The organism is Sulfitobacter sp. AS59 (genome assembly GCF_038899995.1).
GTDB lineage: Bacteria > Pseudomonadota > Alphaproteobacteria > Rhodobacterales > Rhodobacteraceae > Sulfitobacter.
The window spans coordinates 229,102-247,657 of the sequence record NZ_JBBMQK010000001.1 but is presented as its reverse complement, the minus strand read 5'-3'; the positions used below and the strand labels follow the sequence as shown (position 1 = coordinate 247,657).

19 protein-coding genes are annotated in these 18,556 nt (G+C 58.1%); 10 read left to right on the top strand and 9 right to left on the bottom strand.

Going from position 1 to position 18,556, the window contains the following annotated elements:
* Positions 1-61: 61 nt before the first annotated feature.
* Complete coding sequence (locus WNY39_RS01270; protein WP_342843417.1) at positions 62-889, top strand: metallophosphoesterase family protein; 828 nt, start codon at positions 62-64, stop codon at positions 887-889.
* Here WNY39_RS01270 and WNY39_RS01265 read toward each other — a convergent pair.
* Genes WNY39_RS01265 through WNY39_RS01255 form a run of 3 tightly spaced genes read right to left on the bottom strand, consistent with a single transcriptional unit; the run spans position 826 to position 3,508 of the window.
* On the bottom strand, positions 826-1,800 hold the full coding sequence (locus tag WNY39_RS01265) for a tyrosine recombinase (protein ID WP_342843415.1): 975 nt from the start codon (positions 1,798-1,800) through the stop codon (positions 826-828). The two genes, WNY39_RS01270 and WNY39_RS01265, sit on opposite strands and share 64 nt — an antisense overlap.
* Positions 1,800-3,353: a hypothetical protein gene (locus tag WNY39_RS01260; RefSeq protein WP_342843413.1), complete on the bottom strand. Its 1,554-nt coding sequence runs from the start codon at positions 3,351-3,353 to the stop codon at positions 1,800-1,802. The genes WNY39_RS01265 and WNY39_RS01260 overlap by 1 nt, the downstream gene beginning before the upstream one ends.
* A gap of 5 nt (positions 3,354-3,358) precedes the next feature.
* Positions 3,359-3,508, bottom strand: coding sequence for a hypothetical protein (locus WNY39_RS01255; RefSeq protein WP_341235079.1), 150 nt, complete (start codon positions 3,506-3,508; stop codon positions 3,359-3,361).
* 79 nt (positions 3,509-3,587) lie between these two features.
* Between WNY39_RS01255 and WNY39_RS01250 the strand changes: the two genes are divergently transcribed.
* Both WNY39_RS01250 and aroB read left to right on the top strand, forming a co-directional pair.
* Complete coding sequence (locus WNY39_RS01250) at positions 3,588-4,184, top strand: shikimate kinase (RefSeq protein WP_342843409.1); 597 nt, start codon at positions 3,588-3,590, stop codon at positions 4,182-4,184.
* Complete coding sequence (gene aroB, locus WNY39_RS01245) at positions 4,177-5,289, top strand: 3-dehydroquinate synthase (RefSeq protein WP_342843406.1); 1,113 nt, start codon at positions 4,177-4,179, stop codon at positions 5,287-5,289. Before WNY39_RS01250 ends, aroB begins: the two co-directional genes overlap by 8 nt.
* Positions 5,290-5,389: 100 nt before the next feature.
* On the opposite strand, the gene WNY39_RS01240 is transcribed toward aroB, so the two are convergent.
* Positions 5,390-5,908 (bottom strand): single-stranded DNA-binding protein, encoded by a 519-nt coding sequence (locus WNY39_RS01240; RefSeq protein ID WP_341235082.1) that lies wholly within the window; start codon positions 5,906-5,908, stop codon positions 5,390-5,392.
* Positions 5,909-6,114: 206 nt separating this feature from the next.
* Here WNY39_RS01240 and WNY39_RS01235 point away from each other — a divergent pair, with 206 nt between their 5' ends.
* Together WNY39_RS01235 and WNY39_RS01230 are read left to right on the top strand one after the other, a co-directional pair.
* A complete protein-coding gene (locus WNY39_RS01235; protein WP_342843404.1) occupies positions 6,115-6,699 on the top strand; it encodes a lytic transglycosylase domain-containing protein in 585 nt (194 codons plus the stop codon).
* 168 nt (positions 6,700-6,867) lie between these two features.
* Complete coding sequence (locus WNY39_RS01230; RefSeq protein ID WP_342843400.1) at positions 6,868-7,377, top strand: hypothetical protein; 510 nt, start codon at positions 6,868-6,870, stop codon at positions 7,375-7,377.
* 106 nt (positions 7,378-7,483) lie between these two features.
* On the opposite strand, the gene WNY39_RS01225 is transcribed toward WNY39_RS01230, so the two are convergent.
* From WNY39_RS01225 to miaA, 5 genes are all read right to left on the bottom strand, one after another.
* On the bottom strand, positions 7,484-9,574 hold the full coding sequence (locus WNY39_RS01225) for an ABC transporter ATP-binding protein (RefSeq protein WP_342843398.1): 2,091 nt from the start codon (positions 9,572-9,574) through the stop codon (positions 7,484-7,486).
* 95 nt (positions 9,575-9,669) lie between these two features.
* On the bottom strand, positions 9,670-11,136 hold the full coding sequence (locus WNY39_RS01220) for an ABC transporter permease (protein WP_342843396.1): 1,467 nt from the start codon (positions 11,134-11,136) through the stop codon (positions 9,670-9,672).
* A gap of 15 nt (positions 11,137-11,151) precedes the next feature.
* Positions 11,152-12,237, bottom strand: a complete 1,086-nt coding sequence (locus WNY39_RS01215) for an ABC transporter permease (protein WP_342843394.1) — start codon at positions 12,235-12,237, stop codon at positions 11,152-11,154.
* 244 nt (positions 12,238-12,481) lie between these two features.
* Positions 12,482-13,333, bottom strand: a complete 852-nt coding sequence (locus tag WNY39_RS01210) for an AraC family transcriptional regulator (RefSeq protein WP_342843392.1) — start codon at positions 13,331-13,333, stop codon at positions 12,482-12,484.
* Positions 13,334-13,422: 89 nt separating this feature from the next.
* Entirely contained in the window at positions 13,423-14,313 is an 891-nt protein-coding gene (miaA, locus tag WNY39_RS01205; RefSeq protein WP_342843390.1) for a tRNA (adenosine(37)-N6)-dimethylallyltransferase MiaA, read from the bottom strand.
* A 101-nt stretch (positions 14,314-14,414) separates the two neighbouring features.
* Between miaA and pyrH the strand changes: the two genes are divergently transcribed.
* The 5 genes from pyrH (at position 14,415) to dxr (ending at position 18,556) form a co-directional block, all read left to right on the top strand.
* A complete protein-coding gene (gene pyrH / locus WNY39_RS01200; protein ID WP_342843388.1) occupies positions 14,415-15,143 on the top strand; it encodes a UMP kinase in 729 nt (242 codons plus the stop codon).
* 98 nt (positions 15,144-15,241) lie between these two features.
* Positions 15,242-15,805 (top strand): ribosome recycling factor, encoded by a 564-nt coding sequence (gene frr, locus WNY39_RS01195; protein ID WP_341235090.1) that lies wholly within the window; start codon positions 15,242-15,244, stop codon positions 15,803-15,805.
* Positions 15,805-16,545: a polyprenyl diphosphate synthase gene (uppS, locus tag WNY39_RS01190; protein ID WP_342843386.1), complete on the top strand. Its 741-nt coding sequence runs from the start codon at positions 15,805-15,807 to the stop codon at positions 16,543-16,545. Before frr ends, uppS begins: the two co-directional genes overlap by 1 nt.
* Before the next feature lie 34 nt (positions 16,546-16,579).
* Positions 16,580-17,374 (top strand): phosphatidate cytidylyltransferase, encoded by a 795-nt coding sequence (locus tag WNY39_RS01185; RefSeq protein ID WP_342843384.1) that lies wholly within the window; start codon positions 16,580-16,582, stop codon positions 17,372-17,374.
* A 6-nt stretch (positions 17,375-17,380) separates the two neighbouring features.
* Positions 17,381-18,556 carry a 1-deoxy-D-xylulose-5-phosphate reductoisomerase gene (gene dxr / locus WNY39_RS01180; RefSeq protein ID WP_342843382.1) on the top strand — a complete coding sequence of 392 codons (1,176 nt, stop codon included), beginning with the start codon at positions 17,381-17,383 and terminating at the stop codon, positions 18,554-18,556.

Here is an 18,556-nt window from a genome sequence, read left to right as displayed (position 1 = left end):
GCGAATATACCTTTTGCGGTTGCTGTTACGTTATGGGCGCGCGGGCGGTTTCATTCAAGGGATGAGCATTGTGAAGCATCAAGATTTAGGCGTGCTGGCGGGCCCTGTGTTGCTGTTTGGCGGCCCATATTCGAACTTGCACGCGTTTGAGGCGCTGATTGGCGCGGCGCAGGGTTTGGACATTCCCGCAAGCCGGATGATCTGCACCGGCGATGTGGTGGCCTATTGCGGGGACCCATCTGCCACCGTTGATGCGATGCTGCAGGCAGGGGTCGCCTTGGTTGCTGGTAACTGCGAGAAACAGCTGGCGGCGCATGCGCTGGATTGCGGCTGCGGGTTTGATGCGGGCACCACCTGCGATCTGTTGTCGGCGGGATGGTACAATGTCGCGAATACGCAGGTCAGTCAAAGCCAGCGGGATTGGATGGGGGATGCGCCCGATATCGTCAGTTTTACCCATGGCGGGCAGCGTTTTGCCGTGATCCATGGCGGTGTGACAGATATTGCGCGGTTCATTTGGCCGACCTCTGCGGGGCATGTTTTTGAGGGGGAATGGAACGCCGTTGAGGCCGCGATTGGGCCGGTTGACGAGATCGTTGCAGGGCATAGCGGGATACCGTTTACCCGCGATTGCGCCAAGGGCCGTTGGATCAATGCGGGCGTGATTGGCATGCCGCCCCATGACGGCGGGCAACAGACGCGGTTTGCGGTGCTAGATCAGGGACGGGTGACGTTTCACACGCTTGACTATGACGTGGACAGGGCCGTTCATGCGATGGAACAGGCGGGGCTAACCCAAGGCTATCATACGGCGTTGCAGAGCGGTTATTGGCCGTCAGAGGATGTACTGCCGCCGGATTTGCGACGACCGGCCTTAGCCAGCGGGTGATTTTCGAGCACCAGCTCGGATAGGCGCGCTTCAAGCACATGGGTGTAAATTTCGGTCGTGGCGACGTCGGCATGGCCCAGCATCGTCTGGATCGACCGCAGATCGGCGCCATTTGCCAAAAGATGCGTGGCGAATGCATGCCGCAAGGTGTGCGGCGTGACCTTGGACGGATCGACGCCAGCGGCGACCGAAAATTCCTTGATCATCAGATAGAACCGATGACGGGTCAGATAGCCGGATGCGCCGCGCGAGGGGAATAAAAACCGCGAGGGTGGTTGCTTTTTTTCGTTGGCGGCAGCGTCGATTTTATCGCGCTCAATCAGCCAGTCGTGCAAGGCCTGACGGGCAGGGGGCGACAGCGGGACCAGACGTTCCTTGCCGCCCTTGCCCATGATCAACAACAATCGCGGATCGCCACGGGTCGCACTGATCGGCAGGCTGACCAGCTCGCTCACCCGCATGCCTGTGGCGTATAACAGCTCCATCAGGCAGGTGTTGCGCAGTTGATCCTGCATGTTACGGCCAGAGTTTCGCGCGGCGTCAAGCAGGCGGTCCACCTCGTCTTCGCTCAACACTTTGGGCAGGCGTTTATCCTGACCGGGGCCGGTGATCTGGATTGCAGGATTGTCCGTGCGCAATCCTTCCTCGAACGCAAAGCGATACAGCTGTTTGACCGCCGACAGCCGCCGCGCGCGGGTCGATTTGGCAAGCCCCTGCGCGTCGCACCAGACCAGATAGCTTTCGACATCCGCACGTCCGGCACTGTCGAAATCAAGGTTCCGGCGGGCCAGAAAGCTGTCAAAATCCTTAAGGTCGCGGCCATAAGCCAACAGCGTGTTGGTGGCGGCGCCCAGCTCGGCGGCTTGGGCCTCAAGAAAGGTGGAAATCCAATGGAATGTTGCGCTCTGCATCAGCTACGCTCCAGCAAAAGAACTTGCAGGGCTGCCCGCCTTGCAATGTCTTCCATACCCAATGCGCGCAAGGTCGACAGCGCATCCCGCAAGGCTGCGGTGTCACCGTTTGCGCCGTCTTCAAGCAGGGCGATTGTCGCAAGGATCGACATGCCCAGCTTTCCGTTTTGGGCCTCTGTGATCAGGATCGCCCGTGGTGACGGGGTGATAAAGGCGCTGGCTATGGCGTCGGCGTGGCGCATATCAGGGATCGATTTTGGCGCGGTACCCGTCGCAATGGCGGCCAGAAAAGCAGCCTCAGTGTTTTGGTCATTTACCGACCCGACCGATTCATAAATCGGGGATAGCAACGAAATCCGGTCCCGCAACGCGGCGGCGGCACCTTCCAGCGGGATGGCTTGAAGTGGCTCGGCAAACAATGTCGCAAAACTTACTTCAAGCTCGGCTTCTTGCATCGCGGTCCAAGCAGGGCGCAGGGTTTTTGCCACGGCCTCGGCGCTGCCGGTGTTCAGCGCGGTATCAAAGCGTTGGAGTGCGGCCACGCGATCCCAGATGCCACCGGATGCGGCGGGGGCGCGGTCAGAATATATGCCCAAAAACCGATTGTCGGGCAGGGCACCAAGACGGGTCAACCGCTCTGCCGCCTCTAGCTGGGCCTTCCATCCGGCCACATCGCGCAGGTCCACCACGGCAAAGGCAGGGGGCAAGGATCGCGTCTGTGGGCGCTCGCCAATCGCTTCGAACAGACGAAACCCCATGGCATCCATGGTACGCGGCATGGGAAGGCCGGGTTCCCCTTCGAATAGGTCTGGATTTAGAAATCTGTCCAACAACGCGAGCCGTTCAGGGGGCAGCAGTTGCAGGGCTTGTGCGGACCCGAATGTTAACGCCGCCGTATCCCAATTTCCCGCCCGCGCGGCACAGAAGATGCGCACGCTATAATCGCTTGTCAGATAAGGCTTTTGCGTCAGCAGGGCGCAGGCGCGGTCCTCGGTCCCGACCAGCAGGCTGACCTGCATCCACAGGGCAAAATGATCAGACGATGTGGCGACGCCGGCCTGTTCAATCAACGACAGTGCCGGATCAACGGCACCATTATCGACCAATGCTTGGACACGGGCCAAGGCCAGCGCGTCACCTTCGGCGGCGCGGCCCGCCGGGGCGATCGCCTCGGCCAGCAATAGCCGGTAAAACAGCGCCCGCGCGGCTGGCAAATGCAGATCGGGCATGTGATCCAGCCGGTCGGTAATGTCGCTGACCGTGCTGGCCGACCACAGATCCTGCGGCAACCCGGTGACCTTGGCCGGAACAAGACCAATCGCGCGCGGGCTGCCTTCGCCTAGGACTGTCACGGTGACCTTGGGCGGCAGGGCGGTTTGGGCCACGGGGGCTTCGCCCGGGGAAATGGGGCCTTTGGGTTTGCGCGGCGCGGTTTTGGGTTGCTCGCCCAGCCAGTCGATCACCGACAAAGGGCCGGTATCGACCGAAGGGGCCTGCGCCATGACTGATGCGGGCCAGCACAGCAGACAAAACGCAAAAATTTGCCGCGTCATCGGTGTCACTGTGTCGGCAATTGTACAGGTTCGCGCACTTCGACCTGATCAGGTGCAAAGTCGGCCCCGAAAAACGGCCCGACATATGCATAAACCGCTAAACTGAATAATCCAAAAACGAAAAGGAATATCAACAACTTAATAAGTTTACCCATGGTGCCTGCCTGCTTTCTTTTGAACATTTTGGACAACTATATATGGCCTTTTCGCTAAGATCACGTCATTCAAAGACAAATGAACGAATTTGAGCAAACCCCAGCCGATCCGGCCCCAAAACGCCCCCGGTACCACCTGAAGAAATCGGTCGTGCTGGTCGGGATGATGGGTGCGGGGAAAACGGCAGTGGGCCGTGCGCTGGCGGTCAAGCTGGGCGTGCCATTTCTGGACAGCGATCACGAGATCGAGGCCGCGGCCAACCTGACGGTGCCGGAAATATTCGAACGCGACGGCGAGCCGTTTTTCCGTAAACGTGAAACCGAAGTGATTGCCCGCCTGTTGGAAGAAGAACCCGGTATCCTGTCCACCGGCGGCGGCGCGTTTTTGGCAGAAATTAACCGCGATCTTATTTCCGCCAAGGGGGTTTCGGTCTGGCTTGAGGCTGATATCGACCTAATCTGGAACCGCGTCAGACATAGAAACACACGGCCCTTGCTGCGCACCAGTAATCCGCGCAAGACCCTCGAAGAACTTTTCGAGGCACGGGTGCCGATCTATAAACTTGCAAATCTTTCAACGACTTCCAAGCCGAGCCTGTCGATTGATAAAATGGCAAACCGGGTGATTGATACGTTGTTATCGCGCCCCGACGTACTTGAGAGAAGTGATGCGTAAAACTGTACATGTGGGCCTGCCGGGCCGTGAATATGACATCCAGATCGGGCCGGGCCTTTTGGCCGAGGCGGGCAAATATATCGCGCCGTTTCTGCCGCGCCCACGGGTGGTGGTGATCAGCGATGAAACAGTCGCCGCCTTGCATCTGGACAGTCTGCGCGCCGGATTGGCCGCAGATGGCATCACGCTGCAATCCCTTAGCCTGCCCCCTGGAGAGGCGACAAAATGCTGGACGCAACTGACCCATTGCGTGGATTGGTTGCTGGATCAAAAGGTTGAACGCAATGACGTTGTGATCGCTTTGGGCGGCGGCGTGATTGGTGATTTGGTGGGCTTTGCAGCCGCTATTTTGCGCAGGGGTGTTCGGTTTGTGCAAATCCCGACATCGCTGCTGGCGCAGGTCGACAGCTCGGTCGGTGGCAAGACAGGGATCAATGTCGCGCAGGGCAAGAACCTTGTGGGGGCTTTTCATCAGCCCACATTGGTTTTGGCCGACACAGACACGCTGGGCACGCTTGAGCCGCGCGATTTTCTAGCGGGGTATGGCGAGGTCGTTAAATACGGGATGCTGGGCGATGCCGCATTCTTTGACTGGCTGGAAACCCAAGGTCCGGCACTGGCCGCCGGCGATATGGAGGCCCGGATCGAGGCGGTGCGCCGGTCGGTGCAGATGAAGGCCGACATCGTCATGCGCGACGAGACAGAGCTGGGCGAACGTGCACTGCTGAACCTTGGCCACACCTTTGGCCACGCGTTAGAGGCCGCGACGCAGTATTCCAGCCGCTTGTTGCATGGCGAGGGCGTCGCCATCGGCTGTGCCTTGGCGTTTGAATTGTCCGCGCGTTTGGGGCTGTGTTCGCAAGAAGACCCAAGCCGCGTGCGGGCGCATCTTAAGACGATGGGGATGAAGACCGACCTGCGCGATATCGAGGGTGATCTGCCGGATGCCGACGGGTTGTTAGAGCTGATGGGCCAAGACAAAAAGGTCGTGAGCGGCGAGTTACGCTTTGTCCTTGCGCGCAGCATTGGCGAGGCCTTCGTAACCGGCGATGTGCCGCGCGAAACGGTCCGGCAAGTGCTGGTTGACGCGCTGGCCCAGCGGTAACGGGGCAGGCGGGCAGCACGCCCGCAATCACTGTAGAATTCCAAAACGAAAGCGCCGTCATGAATAATGACGGCGCTTTGCTTTGTACGGTTTGTTACTCTCAGAACGGGATTTCGTCATCCAGATCACGCGAGGATTGGCCACCGCCGCCACCCGTGTTGCCACCTCCGCTGCTGGACGGGCCGGAATCGTATCCGCCGCCATAGCCACCCGGGTCAGACGGGCCGCTGTCATAGCCGCCACCGCCGCCGCCGGAACCACCACCCGATGGGCCGTCCAGCATGGTCAATGTGCCGTTAAAGCCTTGCAGCACAACTTCGGTGCTGTAGCGGTCTGCGCCGGACTGATCCTGCCATTTGCGGGTCTGCAACTGGCCTTCGATATACACTTTCGATCCCTTTTTCAGGTATTGCTCGGCGATGCGCACCAGCCCTTCCTGAAAGATCGCCACCGAATGCCATTCTGTTTTCTCGCGGCGTTCGCCCGTGTTGCGGTCTTTCCATGTCTCGGAGGTCGCGATGCGCAAGTTGCACACTTTGCCGCCGTTTTGGAATGAACGCACCTCGGGATCGCGCCCGAGATTGCCAATAAGGATCACTTTATTCACTGAGCCGGCCATGATGCCCCCTGTCTGTTATGCGATTGAAAGGGCCATGCGAATCTCGCTGACCCTAGCGTTGAGAGCCGTTATATCAGTGCTGCCTCCAAGAAACAGCGCAAAGGGCCGTTAAATGCACGATCACAATTTCGAATGCGGTTAATAAATGGTGGCATCGACCCGTCATTTTGCTATGTTGTGCGGATTGTGGCCGGATTGAGGATTTCATGAAAAAACTTATCGTCGCATCGCTGTGCTCGGTTGCTCTGCTGTCCAGCCCTGTCACGGCCGAGGTTTTCTCCTCCAAAAGCCGATCCAAGCTTTTCGCCTCGCAGAAAAAGCTGCTCGATACGCGCGCATCCAGCCAATACGCCGCGTCGGTTCGATTGCAGCCAACCCGCGTCATGACGCCCACCAAATGGGACATGCCAAAATACGGTGGCAAGTATAAAGGCCAATATCACAGCATGGCCCGCGAAGCGGCCCGCCGCCACGCCATCCCCGAAGATTTATTTCTGCGCCTCGTGCAGCAGGAAAGCGGATGGAACCCTGCGGCGAAATCCCACAAAGGGGCCTTGGGGCTGGCGCAGTTGATGCCGGAAACCGCACGGGTGTTGCGGGTTAATCCCCATGACCCCTATCAAAACCTCGATGGCGGCGCGCGTTATCTGAAGCTGCAGTACCGCGCCTTTGGCAATTGGAAGCTGGCCCTTGCCGCCTATAACGCAGGCCCGGGTGCGGTGAAGAAATACGGCGGCATCCCCCCGTTCAAAGAGACCAAGAACTACGTCAAAGTCATTGCCGGCCTTTAGACGCCCATTAAGCCCCTAAAATATAATAAATTTCCTTATTTGACCGCCGCCCTGTTTTATTATCGCAAGACTGCGGAACCAAAGGCCTAGTCCACCGTTAACCATACAGTACGCAATTCGGGTCGCACAAAAACCCCTGCGTGTAAGTATGACGATAAGGACTATTAAATGTTAAATTCAGTAAAGCGTATCGCTCTGGCGACCACAGTCAGCCTTGCAGCCCTGTCCACCGCGGCCGTCGCAAGCGAAGATATCATCTTCTCTGAAATCAACGTCACCGCCGTTATGGGTGCCGCAGAAAACGCCAACGCGCTGGACGTATTCCCCGAAATCGTAACCGATCTGGAACAGGCCATCGCAACGCGCGTGTCCACCGGGTCTGACGCATCGCTGCCCACGATCAAAATCGACATCCGTCAGATATCCCTGAACGGCAACCCGATGTTGACCTCGCTTGAGGGGTTCAATGAAATCTCGGGCATTGTGGCAATTACCGATGACAACAACAGCATTGGCGCACAAAGCTTTGCGGTGAACATCGCAGCCTATCCTGCCGACCAAATCGTGCCAGAAGGCTTTGTCGCGGTGCCGCCGTCGCAGGATGATTTCTATGACGCGATGATTGAAGGTTTTGCCGACACCGTTGCGCAACGCATCAACACGATCCACGTAAACTAATCCCGACACACGACAAACGGTGACCGCGCAGCCCCCACTGCGCGGTTGCTGTTATGGGGCGGTCCGTGCAGTGTTGCGCGGTCCGCTCTATAGGTTTCCGGGCAGGCTATTCCGCGGCGACGTTAATCTCGATCACCGGCTCCATATCGGCCAGCTGGGCATCCGTCAGATGGCATTTTACCTCGTGACCATCCGCCAGACTGCGCAGGCTGGGAACAACCGTTTCGCATAGATCGCCGGGCACCTGCGGCTTCCAACGACAGCGCGTTTGAAACGGGCAACCGGGGGGCGGGTTCATGGCGGATGGCACATCGCCCTCCAGCACGATATGTTTCTTTTTCACCCGCGTGTCAGCAATGGGCACCGCCGACAAAAGCGCCTCTGTATAGGGGTGATAGGGCGGCGAGAATACTTGCTCCGTCGTGCCCAATTCAACCACATGACCCAGATACATGACCATCACCCGATCCGATAGATAGCGCACGATGCTCAGGTCGTGGCTGATGAACAACAGCGTGGTCTTTTGCTCGCGCTGGATTTCCATCAACAGATCGGTCACCGCCGCCTGCACGGATACATCAAGCGCCGACACAGGTTCATCTGCCACCACAATCCGTGCATCGCCGGCAAAGGCGCGGGCGATCCCCACACGCTGCTTTTGTCCGCCTGAAAGCTGGCGCGGCATACGGCCCGCAAATTCGCGGGGCAGTTTGACCAGATCAAGCAGTTCCAACATCCGCTGGCGGCGTTCTTTTTCATTCTTACCGATCTTGAAAATCTCAAGCGCGCGAATGATTTGGCGGCCCACGGTCATTGACGGGTTCAACGTATCAAAGGGGTTTTGGAACACCATCTGGATGTCCGCCACGTTTTGCGTGCTCCGGTCTTCGATCGGGACCCCGCCAATGTCGGTACCATCCAGCAAGACCTGACCTGATGTCGCCGTCTCCAGCCCCATCAACACCTTGGCAAAGGTCGATTTACCGCAGCCGGATTCGCCTACGATGGCAAGCGTCTCGGATTCCCGCGCCTCAAAGCTCAGCTCTTCATTGGCCTTCACCACTTTGGTGGCCGATCCGCCGAACATCGAATTCGCGGCGACCTCATAATATTTCTTCAGCTTGTCCATCTTCAGGACAACTTTGCCGATCTCGCCCTTGGTTTTGACATCGGCCAATTCCAGCGGCGCGTTCCAGTCGATTTCCTGAAACCTCAAACAGCGCGTGGCGTGGCGCTCGTTGCCCGGCACGTCCTCCATAAAGATCGGTCCCTGATCGCAACGCCCTGCCTCAAAGTAATCGCAGCGCGGGCCAAAATTGCAGCCCGGCGGGCGTTCGTGGGGCAGGGGGAAATTGCCGGGGATCGCAATCAGCGGGCGCGCATTCTTGTCGGCGCCGGGCAGGGGGATCGACCGGAACAGCGCCTGCGTATAAGGGTGCTGCATCTCGTCGAACACATCCTCGATTGATCCACGCTCCACCGCTTCGCCCGAATACATCACGCAAATCCGGTCACAGGTTTCCAAGACTAGCCCCAGATTATGCGAGATAAACAGCATCGATGTGCCGTACTTCTTGCCCAAATCCTTGACCAGTTCGACCACCGCGGCCTCTACCGTGACGTCTAGGGCCGTCGTCGGCTCGTCCAATATCAACAGGGCCGGTTTGGCCATCAGCGCCATGGCAATCACGATGCGCTGCTGCTGCCCGCCCGACAATTGGTGCGGATAAGCTTTCAAAATACGTTCGGGGTCGGGCAGCTTCACATCCGTCACCACCTGCAAGGCACGGGTGCGGGCATCGCTTTCGGACATGCCCAGATGGATCATCGGCACTTCCATCAACTGCTGCCCGATCCGCATCGCGGGGTTCAGCGATGCCATCGGTTCTTGATAGATCATCGCGATCTGGCTGCCGCGAATATCGCGCAATTCCTCGTCGCTCATCTCGGCCAGATCACGGCCCTTGAACTTGATCGACCCGCCAACGACCTGACCATTTACGCCCAGATCCTGCATCACACCCAAAGCGACGGTGGATTTACCACAGCCCGATTCCCCGACCAAACCAACCGCTTCGCCCGGTTTGACCGAGACCGAGAAATCCATCACCGCAGGAATTTCGCGCAACCGCGTGAAAAACGAGATCGATAATCTATCAATCTCTAAAATCGGCCCGTCATAATCCTGCGTCGCCATGGCTTATCTCCTTCACCCAAATGCCCGCAAATATTGCTTCCAAATGGTCCAAAATCCCGGGGGTCCGGGGGCTGGCCCCCGGTCCCGTCCTTACATCAATCGCGCAAGCTTTCCTCGCGCAGACCATCGGCCAACAGGTTCAACCCCAGCACAAGGCTCAGCAGCGCCACCGCAGGGGCAATCGCCGCATGCGGATACAGCGCCAGCAAACGGCGCCCAGCGTTGATGGTGGTGCCCCAATCAGGGCTTTCGGATTCCAACCCAAGGCCAAAGAACCCAAGCGTCCCCAAAAGGATCGTCGTATAACCGATGCGCAGGCAGAAATCGACGATCAGCGGCCCGCGTGCATTGGGCAGTATCTCCCATAGCATGATGTACCAAGGGCCTTCGCCACGGGTCTGGGCGGCGGCCACGTAATCGCGGGTTTTGATGTCCAGCGCCAAGCCGCGCACGATCCGGAATACCGTGGGGGCATTCACGAAAACCACCGACACGAACACCACCAACACGCCCGCATCAATGTCAAACAGGTCCATAAACGCGGGCAGGCCGGGCAGGCGGTAGGTCGGTGCATCAACGATCAGTCCATCGGTCGATACCAGCGACAGGTAAAGCCACCCCGCGATCCCCAGCACGATAATCAGCAAGGGCGTACGCAAGGACGGTTGCGTATAGAAACGCGAATTCAGCAGCACCGTCAGAAACACCAGCGGAAAGACGAACAAAACCAAGGCCATATAGTTCGGGATGCCTGTGCGGACGATCTCGGGCGTGACGAGCAGATAAAACAGCAAGATCACCGGAAAGGCGAGGATCAGGTTCGCCAGAAAGCTGAGGAACATATCCAGCTTGCCACCGTAATACCCCGCGGGCAGGCCCAAGGTGATCCCGACCATAAAGGCGAAAAGCGTGGCCATCGGTGCGATTTGCACCACGATCCACGATCCCTTTATCAAGCGGCTGAACACATCACGGGCCAGATTGTCTCCGCCCAGCAGGAACCATTGATAGTCCTCAGGCTCGGCCCGCGCCAGCGGGGTGCCGGGCAGTTTGTTCTTCATCCCAGACACCTGGCTTAGGCTGTCATGGGTAATCAGCATGTCAAAGACGCCGCCGAACACACCGGCAAAAACCCAGAACATGACCAGCGCAAAGCCGATCATCCCCACGGTGCTGTCGAATAGTTTGCCATATAGGCCCAGCCGTCGCTTGAACGTAATCGATACCGCAAACAGCACAACAAGGGCGATCCACACCGGCAAAAGCCGCTGTGCGAGCCCGCCGAAAATCCCCGCATCTGGGCCCATAACGACGCCCGCCAGCAGATAGATCAGGACCACGCAAACTGCCGCCAGAAACCCATAGGCCCCGACGCGGCCCAACAGCCCCGACATGCCCTGGCTCGCCGCGCTGACGCCGCCCGATCCGACCGTGCGCATTTCGGCGTTGGGAATAAAGGACATCGCGATTTGCAGCGCATAGGCCAAAACCGTAACGGCGACCGCAATCCCCAAAACCGGGTTCAGCCATCCCATTGAGCCTGTCCATGTCAAAGCTTCCATGTGCCTGCCCTTTCTTTATGTGATGCGGATGCGGGGGTTCAAAAACACATAGCCGATATCGGAAATCAGCTGTGTGGCCAGAACCACGATGACGGACACGACCGAGACGGCCAGCAACAGCTCAATATCGTTATTGGCGGCGGCCTGAACCAACAGCCAACCAAAGCCTTTGTAGTTGAATAGGGTCTCGACAATGACGACCCCGTTCAACAGCCACGGAATTTGCAGCATGATCACCGTAAAGGGGGCGATCAGCGCGTTACGCAAGGCGTGTTTCAGGACAATATCGCGGAACTTGACGCCTTTCAGCCGCGCCGTGCGGATATACTGCGCGGTCATCACCTCGGTCATCGAGGCGCGGGTCATTCGCGCGATATAACCCATCCCGTACAGCGAGATGGTCAGAACGGGCAGGAAGAAGTTCCAGAACGTCGCATCCTTCATGGCGGATGTGGCGGAGCCGAGAAACAATGTCTTGCCGTCGATCCAGCCCATTTCAGCCAGCCAAGGCGATATACCAAAGCGCGAGGAGGCCAAAACCGCAATAAAGATCACGCCCGACACATATTCGGGGGTGGCGGTGGTGGCGATTGAAAAGGTCGATAGCGACCGATCCAGCCGTGACCCTTCGCGCATGCCAGCCAACACGCCCACAATCAATGCACAGGGCACCATCAGCATCAACACACAGAGCATGAGCTTACCGGTCAGCCCAAGACGGGTCAGGACGGTCGCGCCGACGTCTTCTTTGAATACGGTGGAATAGCCCCAATCGCCTTGCAAGATGCCGCAGAAACGCGGGCGATCCTCGGGCAGGGTGGCGCTGGTAAAGCAACGGCCGGTGGTTTTACCGTCCTCGGCCTCCGTCACCCAGCCAGGCATAACCCCAAGCCATTGGCCAAACTTGACCGGCGTGGGCTGTAGATAGCCGCGATTTTCCAGATAGCTGGCGACGGCCTCGTCCGACATGCGAAAGTTGCCTTGGGTTTTGGCCAGTTTTTCAAGATTGGGATAAAGATTGGTCAGCCAGAAAACGATGAACGTCAGACAGAGCGCCGTCAAAAGCATCAGACCAAGACGGCGCAGAATGAAAATCCCCATGAAACATCCCTGTTGCGTGGCAGACGCAATACGCCGCACCGAATTTCGGGCAATTTCGCCCTTGTTGATTGTCTGCGCAGCACATCAGTCAGGCCTTTGGCCACTCACGCGTGTTGCATCTCTCCCTCGGTGCTCATTTTGCGGCTTTGACATCCGCAGCGGCACCGTATTGTCCCACCATGAGGCACAAGAAAGCACGTCAGGTCAATGTCGGCATTCAGTGTTTGGAATATTAAATGCGACGTCAGGCAATTCTATCGGCAAGATCGGGGACAAGTTGGGGAACTGTTTTGCCTTGCAAGGGCAGGCCGTGATTGGCCGCGCGCAGCTTGCTGGGCGGGCGTCCGGTGTGTTGTTGAACAAACCGCGTGAAATAGGCGGCGGAGCCAAACCCAAGTTGCTGCGCGATGCTTTGGGCCGAATGTTCAGTCGTGGTCAGCAGATCGCGCGCGGCATAAACGACACGTTCGGTGAGGATGTCAGCGGCGGTTTTCCCGGTGGCCGCTTTGACGGCGCGGGTCAGATGTGTGGGGGTCACACCCAGCTCGTCGGCATAGGTGGCCATGGGGGCACCTGTCGCGAAACGTTCCGACACCATCTTGCAAAACCGCGCGCTGAGACGGATGCCGGCGTTGATGTGGTCGGGCACATGTTCGTCCTGCATGATTTGACGGCGCAGCCACACGGACATCAGCGCGGCGTGGGCCTCAAGCGCTTGACTGGCCAGGGCGCGGGGGTCTTGTTGTTCGCGCTGTGCCGCCTCGATCAGGCCGGTCAGCTCCGACTGGGCGCGCACATCCCTGATCCGCAAATGGCGCGGTATATGGGGCAGGTTCAGCGGCGCACCGTTCGGAATGACCACGGCATGACCGAATCCTTGCCGCCCCAGTTCAAGAGAAAACAATGAACCGGCGGGCACGAAGATCGCATTATGTGCGCCCAATCCACGCCGCTGACCATCCAGCTGCAACAGGCCTTGGCCACGGGTGATCCATATCAACAGATGTGATTGATAGTCATGAGACAGAAACAATCGCCAGTCTTGACCCTGGGAAAGTTGCGCCAGCGACAGGATTTGAACCACGCCTTTATTCATCATAGAAAACCATCACAATAATTATACTCAAAACGAGTATTATACACTTATGTGGCGAATTAAAGTCCTGTTTGTGATATTTTCGGCCCCTATGATGGTCCGTATTTCCGCCACATTTCAGCGTTCTTTCGCAACCATGTCCGCTGACGTTTGGCATATTGCCGTGTGGCGATGATGGCGTCCTGGCGCGCTTGGTCCAAGGTCACGCGCCCGTCCAGATAGGCCATCAGCTCTGGCACGCCGATGGCGCGGTGCGCGGGCAGGGACGGGTCATAATCAGGGCGCACAGCGGCAACTTCGTCCAGCGCCCCTTGGTCCAGCATCTGATCAAAGCGCCGGATAATGCGGTCATTCAGCCAGTCCTTATCGGCATCCACGGCAATGGCGGTACACCTCGACAACGGCAGCAGCGGGGGTGGTGTATCGTCTTGCCATTGCGCTAATCCGCGGCCCGTTGCGGTCAGCACCTCCCACGCGCGCTGCACCCGCATAGGGTTGTTCAGGTCCAAACGAGCGGAAGTTAGCGGATCAAGCTGGGCGATCATTTCCTCGCGGGTCAGGACATCGCCAGCGGCACGAACATCGGTTGGCGTGGCGGGGATTTCGGCCAACCCATGGGTTAACGCGCTAAAGTACAACCCCGTGCCACCCACGATGATCGGCCTGATGCCCTGTTGCAAAATATCGCTCACTTCGCGCAACCAATGACCGACGGAGTATGACTGATCTGCAGAAATATGCCCGTATAACAGATGCTTGGCGCGCTTTTCCTCGGCCTCTGATGGCCGTGCCGAGATCACACGCCAGCAGGCGTAGACCTGACTGGCATCGGCATTCACGACCACCCCCCCTTGGGTTTCCGCCAGCGCCAAAGCCAACGCAGATTTCCCCGACGCAGTGGGCCCCGCGATCAACACAGGCAGGGCCGGATCGACAGATGTGATCACAGCATCGATAGACGTTAGGGAAGTTTGTGGCATTTCTTTGCACGGACCTTTGACGGAGCATTGAACATTTCTGCTATTTGCGACATTTTACAGCGCAATGAAAACCCTTCTCTCACCCTCGAAAGGTGCGCCCAATGACTGATACCCTCCCCAAAGTGACATTCAACCGGGTGATGCTCAAAATTTCGGGGGAAGCGTTAATGGGTGATCAGGGGTATGGCCTGCACCCGCCGACGGTCCAGCGGATCGCACGCGAAGTCAAATCGGTGCATGATCTGGGCGTCGAGATTTGTATGGTCATCGGCGGCGGCAACATCTTTCGCGGTCTTCAGGGCAGCGCCCAAGGGATGGAACGCACCACGGCCGACTATATGGGGATGCTTGCCACAGTGATGAACGCACTGGCCATGCAGTCCGCCCTTGAGGAACTGGACATCCACACCCGCGTGATTTCCGCGATCACCATGAACGAAGTCGCCGAACCCTATATTCGCCGCCGCGCCGTGCGCCACCTTGAAAAGAAACGCGTCTGCATTTTCGCCGCTGGCACCGGCAACCCGTATTTCACAACCGACACCGCCGCGACCCTGCGCGCCAATGAAATGGCCTGCGAGGCGATCTTTAAAGGTACCAAGGTCGACGGCGTATACGACAAAGACCCCGCAAAATTCGACGATGCAAAACGTTATGACACCGTCAGCTATGACGACGTGCTGCAAAAACGGTTGGGTGTTATGGATGCGTCAGCCATCGCCTTGGCGCGCGACAACAACCTGCCGATCATCGTCTTCTCGCTGGACGAGCCGGGCGGCTTCCGCGGGATATTGGCAGGACAAGGCACCTATACCCGCGTCCAAGGGTAACGCCGCACCAAAGCTTGGTCTTGTCTCTCTATACAAATGGGGGGCGATACCGCTATATCGATTGAAATATAAACAGTTACAAAACGACCGGGGACATCATGTCAGACGATTTTATGTTGGATACCGACGACCTTCAGCGCCGCATGGATGGGGCAATTGCTTCCTTGCGCACTGAATTTGCATCCCTGCGCACGGGCCGTGCCTCGGCCTCTATGCTAGAGCCGGTGATGGTTGACGCCTATGGCACCAAGACGCCGATCAACCAAGTGGGCACGGTCAACGTACCAGAACCACGCATGGTCACGATCAATGTCTGGGACAAAGGGCTGGTCGGCAAAGTTGAAAAAGCGATCCGCGAATCTGGTTTGGGGATTAACCCGCAGCTTAACGGCACCATCATCATGTTGCCGATCCCTGAACTGAACGAAGAGCGCCGCACGCAGTTGACCAAAGTTGCTGGCCAGTACAGCGAACATGCCCGGGTTTCCATTCGCAACATCCGCCGCGACGGCATGGACCAGATCAAAAAGGCCAAGGCTGATGGCATGTCCGAGGACGACCAAAAGGTCTGGGAGGGCGAAGTTCAGGATATGACGAATAAATACATCGCCATGATCGATGAGCAGCTTGAGACGAAACAAGCCGAGATCATGCAGGTCTGATGCCTACCGCGTCTCCCCCAACGTGCGAGCTGGTCCCAGGAGCGCCACGCCACGTGGCAATCATAATGGATGGCAATGGTCGTTGGGCGACGCAACGTGGCAGGCCGCGGCTGATGGGCCATCACGCAGGTGCCAAGCGCGTCCGTGAGATCGTTGAGGCCTGTCAGGCGTTCGGCGTGGAATACCTGACGATTTTTGCCTTTTCGACCGAGAACTGGAAACGGACCCAAACCGAGGTCGCCGGCCTCATGAGCCTGTTTCGGATGTATATCGCCAAGGAAACAAGGGCGCTTAAGGCGCGCGGGGTTCGCGTGCGGTTTATCGGGGATCGGGTCAAGCTGGACGATAAGCTGATCAAGCTGATGAACGATCTTGAGCGGGAAACCGAACATAACACCCGCACCCATCTGACGATCGCGCTGAACTACGGTGGCCGGGACGAGGTTGCCCGCGCGACCAAGCGGCTGGCGAAGGATGTCGCGGCTGGCTTGCTGGATCCTGAAAACGTGGATGAAGAAACGCTGCCGCGCTATCTGGATACCTATGTGCTGCCCGACCCCGATCTGGTGATCCGCACCAGCGGCGAGGCGCGGATTTCCAACTTTCTTCTGTGGCAATCGGCCTATGCGGAATACGAATTTATCGACACGCTTTGGCCCGATTTCTCGAAAGAGGAGTTTGGCAAACTTTGCGCGTCATTTGGCTGCAGGGATCGGCGTTTTGGTGCTGTGAAACCATGACCGGACCAAAAGCCGGCGCAAAAGGATCTATCCTATGACGGGAACTTCGGAAAAGTGGTCTGACCTTGCGGCGCGGGTAGGCTCCGCAATCGCGATGATCGTGATCGGCCTCGGCGGGATTGCGATGGGCGGCCCGATTTTCCATGTTTTGGTATCGATCATTTGCGGATTGATGGCATGGGAACTGGTGGGCATGTTGAACCCCGACCGCCCGCAGGCCAAAATCCAGATGGGGCTGCTGGTGGGCGGCGCGACGCTTGCCGCGATCTATTTGCCGATGGGGTTTGCCTTGCCCGTTCTGCTGGCACCGGCGCTGGTCGGTTTCGGACAGCTTGAAAAACACCGTACGATCTTCATGTGCTTTACCGTAATGATCATGCTGGCGGGCTTTGGTCTGGTGCAAATTCGCGATGGCTATGGCTTTGGCTGGATGATGTGGCTGGTGCTGGTCGTGGTCATCACCGATGTGTTTGGCTATTTCGCAGGTCGCGCCATTGGTGGGCCCAAATTCTGGCCGCGGGTCAGCCCCAAGAAAACATGGTCCGGCACCGCTGCGGGTTGGGTTGGCGCTGCCATCGTGGGCTATCTGTTTTCCGTCAACACAGGCATCGGCATGCAGCTGGTTGGTGTGTCCGTCGCGGTGTCGATGGCATCGCAAATGGGCGATATGGCCGAATCTGGTATGAAGCGGCGGGTAGGGGCCAAGGACAGTTCGAACCTGATCCCCGGCCATGGCGGATTGCTGGACCGTTTTGACGGCATGTTGGGCGCGGCCTTGTTCTTGCTGATCATCGGTCAGTTTCTGACCATCACCCCAACTCTGAACTGATCCCATATGAAACGGCGTGTAAGTATATTCGGGGCCACCGGCTCTATCGGGCAAAACACCATTGATTTGATCCGGCGTGCGCCTGACGATTATGACGTGGTGGCGCTGACGGGTGCGGGTAACATTGCGCAGCTTGCGGCGGACGCCAAAGAATTACGCGCGGATATTGCGATTACGGCCCATGACAATCTGCTTGATGATCTGCGCGATGCCTTGCAGGGCAGTGGTGTAAAAGCCGCTGCTGGTGCCAATGCCATCCGCGAGGCCGCGACCCGTCCTGCGGATTGGGTGATGTCGGCCATCATCGGTGCGGCAGGGCTGGCACCGGGCATCGAGGCCCTGAAACAAGGGTCGACCTTGGCGCTGGCCAACAAGGAATCGCTGGTCTGCGCTGGCAAGTTGATCCTGGAAACGGCACAAACCCACGGTGCCGCGATCCTGCCCGTAGACAGTGAACATTCCGCAATTTTTCAGGCGTTGATCGGCGAAGACATGGCCGCCGTCGAGCGGATTATCATCACCGCCAGCGGCGGTGCCTTTCGCGACTGGCCCATTGAGAAACTGGCGGAAGCGACGCTCGATCAGGCCTCGAACCATCCCAATTGGGATATGGGTCAGCGGATCACCATCGACAGTGCATCCATGTTCAACAAGGCAATGGAAGTCATTGAAACCCATGAGTATTTCAATATCGATCCTAAGCAGATCGAAGTCTTGGTCCACCCGCAATCGATGATCCATGCGCTTGTGGGCTTTAACGACGGCGCGCTGATGGCCCATGTGGGGCCACCTGATATGCGCCACGCCATTGGCTTTGCCCTGCATCACCCGCACCGCAAACCACTGCCCGTCGAACGGCTGGATCTGGCCAAGATCGGCAGCTTTGAATTTCGCACGCCCGACGAGGCGCGTTGGCCCGCATTGCGGCTGGCCCGCGAAGTAATGGAACGCGGTGGCATGGCGGGCGCAGTTTTCAACGCCGCCAAAGAAACCGCCCTTGATGGCTTTATCGACGGGCGCTTGCGCTTTACCCAGATGGCCGAGGTGGTCGAGGACACATTAACGCAGCTGAATTCCGACAGCGGCCTGATTGATGCGACCATGACCCTTGATAACGTGGCGCAGGTGGACCATCTGGCAAGGCAGGCGGCACAGACCATAATCAATAAAAAGGCAGCATAG